At 68.9% G+C, this 7,451-nt stretch carries 6 protein-coding genes; 1 reads left to right on the top strand and 5 read right to left on the bottom strand.

The features are described 5' to 3' along the window. Window positions 1-214 precede the first annotated feature (214 nt). Window positions 215-2,062, top strand: coding sequence for a glycoside hydrolase family 18 chitinase (locus tag AB0L45_RS05430; RefSeq protein ID WP_365836325.1), 1,848 nt, complete (start codon window positions 215-217; stop codon window positions 2,060-2,062). Window positions 2,063-2,277: 215 nt separating this feature from the next. On the opposite strand, the gene AB0L45_RS05425 is transcribed toward AB0L45_RS05430, so the two are convergent. The 5 genes from AB0L45_RS05425 to atpA form a co-directional block, all read right to left on the bottom strand. Then, complete coding sequence (locus AB0L45_RS05425; protein ID WP_360132083.1) at window positions 2,278-2,727, bottom strand: DUF2550 domain-containing protein; 450 nt, start codon at window positions 2,725-2,727, stop codon at window positions 2,278-2,280. Between the two features lie 148 nt (window positions 2,728-2,875). Further along, window positions 2,876-3,259, bottom strand: coding sequence for a F0F1 ATP synthase subunit epsilon (locus AB0L45_RS05420; RefSeq protein ID WP_003981308.1), 384 nt, complete (start codon window positions 3,257-3,259; stop codon window positions 2,876-2,878). A 108-nt stretch (window positions 3,260-3,367) separates the two neighbouring features. Continuing rightward, entirely contained in the window at window positions 3,368-4,810 is a 1,443-nt protein-coding gene (gene atpD / locus AB0L45_RS05415; protein ID WP_365836323.1) for a F0F1 ATP synthase subunit beta, read from the bottom strand. A gap of 5 nt (window positions 4,811-4,815) precedes the next feature. Continuing rightward, on the bottom strand, window positions 4,816-5,736 hold the full coding sequence (locus AB0L45_RS05410; RefSeq protein WP_365836321.1) for a F0F1 ATP synthase subunit gamma: 921 nt from the start codon (window positions 5,734-5,736) through the stop codon (window positions 4,816-4,818). Window positions 5,737-5,756: 20 nt separating this feature from the next. After that, on the bottom strand, window positions 5,757-7,349 hold the full coding sequence (gene atpA, locus AB0L45_RS05405; RefSeq protein WP_365836319.1) for a F0F1 ATP synthase subunit alpha: 1,593 nt from the start codon (window positions 7,347-7,349) through the stop codon (window positions 5,757-5,759). Window positions 7,350-7,451 lie beyond the last annotated feature (102 nt).

Below are 7,451 nucleotides of genomic sequence, written 5' to 3'. Positions count from 1 at the left end.
CGGAGGGCGCGGGCGGCGCGGAGGGCGCGGGCGGCGCGGAGGGCGCGGGCGGCGCGGCGGGCGCGGAGGGCGCCACCCACTTTGGTCCAGACCTCTTGACCGTAGGTCTGGACCTTTTTACGCTCCCTTCACATCTTTGCGGTGAGCGCGCCCCACAGCGCTCACCGGGCGGCGCAGGTTCCCCCACCCTCCACCCCCTCACCTGGGAGCATCCGTGACACCCGGAACCCTGACACGCACCACCCACGCCCGACGAAGAGCCCTCGCGGCCCTCACCGCACTCCTCCTGCCCGTGGCCGCCCTCATCGGCCTGGCCGGGGCCACCCCCGCGCACGCCGCCGAGGCGGCGACCGCCACGTACACCAAGGTCTCCGACTGGGGTACCGGCTTCCAGGGGCAGTGGACGGTGAAGAACACCGGCACCACCACCATCCAAGGCTGGACCGTCGAGTGGGACTTCCCCGCCGGCACCACCGTCGGCTCCGCCTGGGACGCCCAGGTCAGCGGCTCGAACGGGCACTACACCGCCAAGAACGTCAACTGGAACGGCACCATCAACCCCGGCGCCTCGGTCAGCTTCGGCTTCGTCGGCACCGGCTCCGGCGGCGGCGAGGTGACCGGCTGCAAGCTCAACGGCGGCCCCTGCGACGGGGCGCAGCCCGGCGACACCCCGCCGTCCGCGCCCGGCAAGCCGGTGGCGGGTGAGGTCACCGACACCTCCGTACGGCTGACCTGGACCGCCGCCACCGACGACAAGGGCGTCAAGAACTACGACATCCTCCGCGACGGCACCAAGGTCGCCACCGTCGAAAAACTCGCCTACACCGACACCGGCCTGACCAAGGACACCTCGTACACCTACACCGTCGTCGCCCGCGACACCGCCGACCAGACCGGCCCCGCCAGCGCGCCCACCACCGTGCGCACCACCGGCGGCGGCGGACAGCCCGTGGACGCCGTCAAGCTGGGCTACTTCACCGAGTGGGGCGTCTACGACCGCAACTATCACGTCAAGAACCTGGTCACCTCCGGCTCCGCGAGCAAGCTGACGCACATCAACTACGCGTTCGGCAACGTCCAGGGCGGCCGGTGCACGATCGGCGACGCCTACGCGGCCACCGACAAGGCGTACACCGCCGACCAGAGCGTCGACGGCGTCGCCGACACCTGGGACCAGCCGCTGCGGGGCAACTTCAACCAGCTCAAGAAGCTCAAGGCGAAGTACCCGCACATCAAGATCCTGTGGTCCTTCGGCGGCTGGACCTGGTCCGGCGGCTTCACCGACGCGGTCAAGAACCCGGCGGCCTTCGCCGACTCCTGCTACCAGCTGGTCAACGACGCGCGCTGGGCCGGCCTCTTCGACGGCATCGACCTGGACTGGGAGTACCCCAACGCCTGCGGCCTGACCTGCGACACCAGCGGCCCGGCGGCGTTCGCCGAGATGATGAAGGCGATGCGCGCCAAGTTCGGCAAGCAGCTGGTCACCGCGGCGATCACCGCCGACGGCTCGGACGGTGGCAAGATCGACGCGGCGGACTACGGCGGCGGCTCGCAGTACGCCGACTGGTACAACGTCATGACGTACGACTTCTTCGGCGCCTGGGACAAGACCGGCCCCACGGCCCCCCACTCGCCCCTGACGTCGTACCCCGGCATCCCCAAACAGGGCTTCACCACCGACGCTGCCCTGCAGAAGCTGAAGGCCAAGGGCGTCCCCGCGAAGAAGCTGCTGATCGGCATCGGCTTCTACGGCCGCGGCTGGACCGGCGTCACCCAGGACGCACCCGGCGGCACCGCCACCGGCCCGGCCCCCGGCAAGTACGAGGCGGGCATCGAGGACTACAAGATCCTCAAGGCGAGCTGCCCGTCCACCGGCACCGTCGCCGGCACCGCCTACGCCCGCTGCGGCAGCAACTGGTGGAGCTACGACACCCCGGCGACCATCACCGGAAAGATGACCTACGCCAAGCAGCAGGGACTGGGCGGCGCCTTCTTCTGGGAGTTCAGCGGTGACACGGCCGACGGCGAACTGATGACCGCCATCGACAGCGGCCTGAAGTAACCCGGCTCACCACCCCGGACCGGCCGGGGAGGCGGCGTCGCCCCCGCCTTCCCGGCCTTCGGCCTGCGGAAACAGGTGGATCGGGTTACGCCACGTTCACTCTCCCCCAGACTCCGTCCGGGGGCACCCCCAACCAACGATCTCCTCTATTCAAGCCACATTGACTCTCCCCCAGACTCCGTCCGGGGGCACCCCCGACCAACGAGCTCCTCTATTCAAGCCACATTGACTCGTTGTCCAGGCGGCGCCGCCTCCAGCCACGCCAGGAAGCCCGTCAGGGCGTCCTCGCTCATGGCCAGCTCCAGCCTCGTACCGCGGTGGCGGCAGGCGAGCACGACGGAGTCGGAGAGGAGGGCGAGTTCTTCCTCGCCCTGGGGGGTGCGGCGTTCCAGCACCTCGATGGAGAAGCGTTCGAGGACGCGGCGCGGGCGGGGCGCGTAGGAGAAGACGCGGAACCACTCGACGCGGTCACCGTTGTAGCGGGCGACGCCGTAGATCCAGCCTTTGCCGCTGGGCTCGGCCTCCTCGTCGGGCACGTTCCAGCGCAGGCTGCAGTCGAACGTGCCGCCGGAGCGCTGGATGAGCCGTCGCCGTAGTCCGAAGACGAAGAGCCCCAGCAGCACCAGTACGACGACCGCGCCGCTCACGAGCAGAGCGAGGACCATCCGAACCGACCTCCTCGCCTCGATGGGGGTACCCACGCGCCGGTTCGGGCGCGAGGGGAAAACGCACCTGCATTGCCTCAGCCGCGGACCGCCCTGGAGGATTCCAGCGCAGCCCGCGGCTGAGGGACGAACTCGTCGGTGGTGGGCTTCAGTGCACGCCCGCCACCGCGCGCAGCCGGACATCGGCGCGGCGCTCGGCGGCCGCGTCGGCCTCCGACTTCGCCCGCTCCAAGGCCCGCTCCGCGCGCTGGACATCGATCTCGTCGGACAGCTCGGCGATCTCCGCGAGCAGAGACAGCTTGTTGTCGGCGAACGAGATGAAGCCGCCGTGCACGGCGGCGACGACGGTGCCGTCCCCGTCCTCGCCGGTCGTACGAATCGTCACCGGGCCGGACTCCAGCACGCCGAGCAGCGGCTGGTGCCCCGGCATGACGCCGATGTCGCCCGACGAGGTGCGCGCGACGACCAGGCTGGCCTCGCCCGACCAGACCTGACGGTCGGCGGCGACCAACTCGACGTGCAGCTCAGCCACGATGGCTCCTCGGGTCTCCACCTGCCGGGTGCGGCAGATGTTGGGTCAAATACTAGTGGTCGTACGGACCGGGGGCGGCCAGGGCCGCCCCCGGAACGCGGCCGGGCCTCAGGAGACGCCCAGCTCCTTGGCGTTCGCCTTCAGGTCCTCAAGGCCACCGCACATGAAGAACGCCTGCTCGGGGAAGTGGTCGTACTCACCGTCGGCGATCGCGTTGAACGCCGCGATGGACTCGTCCAGCGACACGTCCGAGCCGTCGACACCGGTGAACTGCTTCGCCACGTGGGTGTTCTGCGACAGGAAGCGCTCGATACGACGGGCACGGTGGACGGTGAGCTTGTCCTCCTCGCCCAGCTCGTCGATACCGAGGATCGCGATGATGTCCTGGAGGTCCTTGTACTTCTGCAGGATCGTCTTGACGCGCGAGGCGCAGTCGTAGTGGTCCTGCGAGATGTAGCGCGGGTCCAGGATGCGGGACGTCGAGTCCAGCGGGTCCACCGCCGGGTAGATGCCCTTCTCCGAGATCGGACGCGAGAGAACGGTGGTCGCGTCCAGGTGGGCGAAGGTGGTGGCCGGCGCCGGGTCGGTCAGGTCGTCCGCGGGGACGTAGATCGCCTGCATCGAGGTGATCGAGTGACCACGGGTCGAGGTAATGCGCTCCTGGAGGAGACCCATCTCGTCCGCCAGGTTCGGCTGGTAACCCACCGCGGAGGGCATGCGGCCCAGCAGGGTGGACACCTCGGAACCCGCCTGGGTGTACCGGAAGATGTTGTCGATGAAGAAGAGGACGTCCTGCTTCTGGACGTCACGGAAGTACTCCGCCATCGTCAGACCGGCCAGCGCGACCCGCAGACGGGTGCCCGGGGGCTCGTCCATCTGGCCGAAGACCAGCGCGGTCTTGTCGATGACGCCGGAGTCCGACATCTCCTCGATCAGGTCGTTGCCCTCACGGGTGCGCTCACCGACACCGGCGAACACCGACACACCGTCGTGGTTGTTGGCCACGCGGTAGATCATTTCCTGGATGAGGACGGTCTTGCCGACGCCCGCGCCGCCGAACAGACCGATCTTGCCGCCCTTGACGTACGGGGTCAGCAGGTCGATGACCTTGACGCCGGTCTCGAACATCTCGGTCTTCGACTCGAGCTGGTCGAAGTTCGGGGCCTTGCGGTGGATCGGCCAGCGCTCGGTGACCTCGACCGTGGACGGGTCCACGTTCAGGATCTCGCCGAGGGTGTTGAACACCTTGCCCTTGGTGACGTCACCGACCGGCACGGTGATGCCGGCGCCGGTGTCGGTCACCGTGGCCTGGCGGACCAGGCCGTCGGTGGGCTGCATGGAGATGGCGCGGACCAGGCCGTCACCCAGGTGCTGGGCGACCTCGAGGGTCAGCGTCTTGAGCTTGCCCTCTTCGGCCGGGTCGGCGACCTCGACGTGCAGAGCGTTGTAGATGTCCGGCATCGCGTCGACGGGGAACTCCACGTCGACGACCGGGCCGATGACCCGCGCGACGCGGCCCGTCGCCGTGGCCGTCTCAACAGTGGTGGTCATATTTGTCAGTCACTCCCCGCGGTCGCGTCGGCCAGTGCGCTCGCGCCACCGACGATCTCGCTGATTTCCTGGGTGATTTCGGCCTGGCGGGCCGCGTTGGCAAGCCGCGAGAGCGACTTGATGAGTTCTTCCGCGTTGTCGGTCGCCGACTTCATCGCGCGCCGCGTGGCGGCGTGCTTGGAGGCGGCGGCCTGCAGCAGCGCGTTGTAGATGCGCGACTCGACGTACCGCGGCAGCAGGGCGTCCAGGACGTCCTCCGCCGACGGCTCGAAGTCGAACAGCGGCAGGATCTCGCCCTTGGACGACGCCTGCGCCTCCTCGGCCGTCTTTTCGAGGCTGAGCGGCAGCAGCCGGTTGTCGACCGGCGTCTGCGTCATCATCGAGACGAACTCGGTGTAGACGATGTGCAGCTCGTCCACGCCGCCCTCGGCCGTGTCCTGCTGGACAGCGGCGATCAGCGGCCCGGCGACGGCCTTGGCGTCCGCGTACGTCGGGCTGTCGGTGAAGCCGGTCCACGACTCCGTGACCTTGCGCTCACGGAAGGCGTAGTACGAGACACCCTTGCGGCCGACGATGTAGCTGTCGACCTCCTTGCCCTCGGCCTTGAGCCGCTCGGTGAGCTGCTCGGCGGCCTTGATGGCGTTGGAGGAGTAGCCGCCGGCCAGACCACGGTCGCTCGTGATGAGCAGCACCGCGGCCCGGGACGGCTTCTCCACCTCGGTCGTCAGGGCGTGCTTGGTGTTCGATCCGGTGGCAACCGCCGTCACCGCGCGGGTCAGCTCACTCGCGTACGGCGTCGATGCCGCCACCTGGCGCTGCGCCTTGACGATGCGCGAGGCGGCGATCATCTCCATCGCCTTGGTGATCTTCTTGGTCGCGGTGACGGAGCGGATGCGACGCTTGTAGACCCGGAGCTTGGCTCCCATTGGTCAGGTCCCTTCCGTCGTCACTTGCTCGTGCTGACCGGTGCGTCCTCACCGAGAAGCTTGCCGTCCGAGGTCTCGAACTGCTGCTTGAAGGCGGTGACGGTGTCGGCGAGCGCCTGAAGGGTGTCGTCGGACATCTTGGCGCCCTCGGCGATGCTGGTGAGCAGCTCCTTCTTCTCGCGGCCCATCCAGTCCAGGAGCTCGCGCTCGAAGCGGCGGATGTCCGCGACCGGGACGTCGTCCATGTGGCCGTTGGTGCCGGCCCAGATGGAGACGACCTGCTCCTCGACCGGGTACGGCGCGTACTGGCCCTGCTTGAGCAGCTCGGTCATGCGCTGACCACGGGCGAGCTGGGCCTTGGACGCGGCGTCCAGGTCGGAACCGAAGGCGGCGAACGCCTCCAGCTCACGGAACTGGGCGAGGTCCACACGGAGGCGGCCGGACACCTGGCGCATGGCCTTGTGCTGGGCGGAGCCACCGACGCGGGAGACGGAGATACCGACGTTCAGCGCCGGGCGCTGGCCCGCGTTGAACAGGTCGGACTCCAGGAAGCACTGGCCGTCGGTGATGGAGATGACGTTGGTCGGGATGAACGCCGACACGTCGTTCGCCTTGGTCTCGACGATCGGCAGACCCGTCATCGAACCGGCGCCGAGCTCGTCGGAGAGCTTCGCGCAGCGCTCCAGCAGGCGGGAGTGCAGGTAGAAGACGTCACCCGGGTACGCCTCACGGCCCGGCGGGCGGCGCAGCAGCAGGGACACGGCGCGGTAGGCGTCGGCCTGCTTCGAGAGGTCGTCGAAGATGATCAGGACGTGCTTGCCCTGGTACATCCAGTGCTGACCGATGGCCGAGCCGGTGTAGGGCGCCAGGTACTTGAAGCCCGCCGGGTCGGACGCCGGGGCGGCGACGATGGTGGTGTACTCCAGGGCACCGGCCTCCTCCAGCGCGCCGCGCACGGACGCGATGGTGGAGCCCTTCTGGCCGATGGCGACGTAGATGCAGCGGACCTGCTTCTTCGGGTCGCCGGAGCGCCAGTTGTCGCGCTGGTTGATGATCGTGTCGACGGCCAGGGCGGTCTTGCCCGTCTGGCGGTCGCCGATGATCAGCTGACGCTGGCCACGGCCGATCGGCACCATCGAGTCGACGGCCTTGTAGCCGGTCTGCATCGGCTCGTGGACCGACTTGCGGACCATGACGCCCGGAGCCTGGAGCTCCAGGGCGCGGCGGCCCTCGGACTCGATCTCGCCGAGGCCGTCGACCGGGTTGCCCAGCGGGTCGACGACGCGGCCGAGGTAGCCCTCGCCCACGGCGACCGAGAGCACCTCACCGGTGCGGCGCACCGGCTGGCCCTCCTCGATACCGCTGAACTCACCGAGGACCACCGCGCCGATCTCGCGCTCTTCCAGGTTCAGCGCAAGACCGAGCGTGCCGTCCTCGAACTTCAGCAGCTCGTTCGCCATCGCCGAGGGAAGACCCTCGACCTTCGCGATGCCGTCACCGGCCTCGCTGACCGTCCCGACCTCCTCGCGCGAGGCCGCGTCCGGCTTGTACGCCTGGACGAAGTTCTCCAGCGCGTCCCGGATCTCCTCCGGCCGGATCGTGAGCTCCGCCATCTGGGTTCCCTGCTCTCCTTGTTGGGCCCGTCGTCGTTTACGGGGGTCATGCGTGTCCCCCGCCGCAGGCAGGGGCGGTTGCCCCCGTGATGTCACTGCGTC

It is taken from the genome of Streptomyces sp. NPDC052496 (assembly GCF_040679095.1).
Classification (GTDB): Bacteria; Actinomycetota; Actinomycetes; order Streptomycetales; family Streptomycetaceae; genus Streptomyces.
The sequence above is the reverse complement of the archived record's forward strand: the minus strand, read 5'-3'. Positions and strand labels throughout refer to the sequence as shown.

Bases quoted from the DNA above. Each gene is read 5' to 3' on its own strand.
- atpA (WP_365836319.1), bottom strand. From the start codon at position 7,349: ATGGCGGAGCTCACGATCCGGCCGGAGGAGATCCGGGACGCGCTGGAG.
- atpD (WP_365836323.1), bottom strand. From the start codon at position 4,810: ATGACCACCACTGTTGAGACGGCCACGGCGACGGGCCGCGTCGCGCGG.
- AB0L45_RS05425 (WP_360132083.1), bottom strand. From the start codon at position 2,727: ATGGTCCTCGCTCTGCTCGTGAGCGGCGCGGTCGTCGTACTGGTGCTG.
- AB0L45_RS05410 (WP_365836321.1), bottom strand. From the start codon at position 5,736: ATGGGAGCCAAGCTCCGGGTCTACAAGCGTCGCATCCGCTCCGTCACC.